We start from the raw sequence: 1,516 nt of genomic DNA, 5'->3' as shown, positions 1-1,516 counted from the left end.
CTGAATACATTTGATATGTGCATGACTGCCAAGTCTTTTTCTGGCTTGATCAAGCATATCTATGCTGTAATCAAGGCAAGTAATATGTGCATTTTTCAGCGAACTCCATTTGTTTTCCGTAAATACAGCAGTTCCAACCGGAACATCAAGAAGATTTCCTGAAAAGTCATCAGGAACATATGCTAAAACTTTTCGTGCTATATCATTATCATCAGTGCCACTCCAAAATAACTTAATATACAGTTTGCTGAAAATATTTCTTTGCGTAAGAACATCGTCATATATATTTTTTGATGTTTCATAAGCATTTTGTATTTTGTCTGCCATATTACCCTCCAAATTTAATTTTAATTCTAAAAGCTTAAAACTATCGTTCTCTAATCTTCCTGACATTACGATTCATGAGATGTCTTCCAATATGTCTATAAGCAAATGCTTTAAAGGCTGAAATTTCTTGATGATGTTCCTTCAACAGTTCATCTGGACAATCATAAACACCAAAATCCTGATTGATTCCCTCGCTCTGAATATAAGTATTGTTCCTATCAAATTCAATAATGAGATTTCTGAAATCCTTGACTGCTACTCCATAACCGCAAAATGCACCTTTACATTCCGGATTTCGTTCCTGTAACTTCTTTATATAGGTTTTATCCAAAATGAAAGCTTCCAGTTCATACCACTGATTTTCAAAATTAATTTCTACCCAGCTATGGAAAATATTTTTTGGAGCATTACGGTAAACAAACCCGGTCATAGCCCCTTTCTGCAATCTTTTATCAATCGTAAAACCATGTACTCTGCATGGAATATTGCAGGCACGTAAAAGTGCCATAAATAAAGTTCCTTTTGTATTACATTGTCCATAACCATCTGCAAGTACTTTTGAAGCTGAAATTCCGTCATCAATATTATATCCAAATAAAACATCATCTCTTACATAGTTGTAGATTGCCTTAATCCTTTCAAATTCACCCATTTCCTTCCATTTCATATTTTGAATAAGATTTTGAATTGCCAGATTAGAAAAATCAACCATTCGTGTTTCCCTAAGATACTTATCTTTCATTTCCTATCGCCTTTCCCATAGGTTTTCTCACAACACAATGCATTCGCATACCTTTACGAATTTCAAATTTTTCTACTTTTAATCCTGCTTTTTTGCAACATTTCATAACCATAGCTCTTGTTGGAACCCGGACATCTCCATGTCCGCATATATTTGCCAACGGCATTTCCAATGTATTCATTAGCCATACCAATACTTTATTGTCACTGGTCACATCTCTCAGTATCAATCTTCCATTTGGGCGAAGACATCTTTTCACACTGTCAAAAAATGCCTGTGGATCCGGATAATCCTTCTTGCACATTTCGTAAATGCCAGCATGGTTACTTTCATATCTTCCTGCTGCTTTTGTAAACTCTTTAATTGACAATTTTTTATATTCTTCATTTTTCATGCTTTTTTCTCCAATCACTGTACTTTTTTCGCCTTGCATCCGCATTTCTTCAT

The 1,516-nt window shown here is 34.5% G+C and carries 1 protein-coding gene and 2 pseudogenes; all 3 read right to left on the bottom strand.

The window, feature by feature from the left end:
• Positions 1-327 (bottom strand): annotated as a pseudogene (locus AB5618_RS21335) (SAM-dependent methyltransferase); the annotation flags it as partial.
• A gap of 40 nt (positions 328-367) precedes the next feature.
• A complete protein-coding gene (locus AB5618_RS21330; protein ID WP_368367052.1) occupies positions 368-1,069 on the bottom strand; it encodes a transglutaminase family protein in 702 nt (233 codons plus the stop codon).
• Positions 1,059-1,516 (bottom strand): annotated as a pseudogene (locus AB5618_RS21325) (hypothetical protein); the annotation flags it as partial. The pseudogene AB5618_RS21325 and the gene AB5618_RS21330, both read right to left, overlap by 11 nt.

Source organism: Ruminococcus sp. J1101004sp1_RTP21198st1_B9_RTP21198_201120 (assembly GCF_040924245.1).
Classification (GTDB): Bacteria; Bacillota; Clostridia; order Lachnospirales; family Lachnospiraceae; genus Blautia_A; species Blautia_A faecis.
Note: the sequence above shows the minus strand (reverse complement) of the source record. Positions and strands in the feature narration are given on the sequence as shown.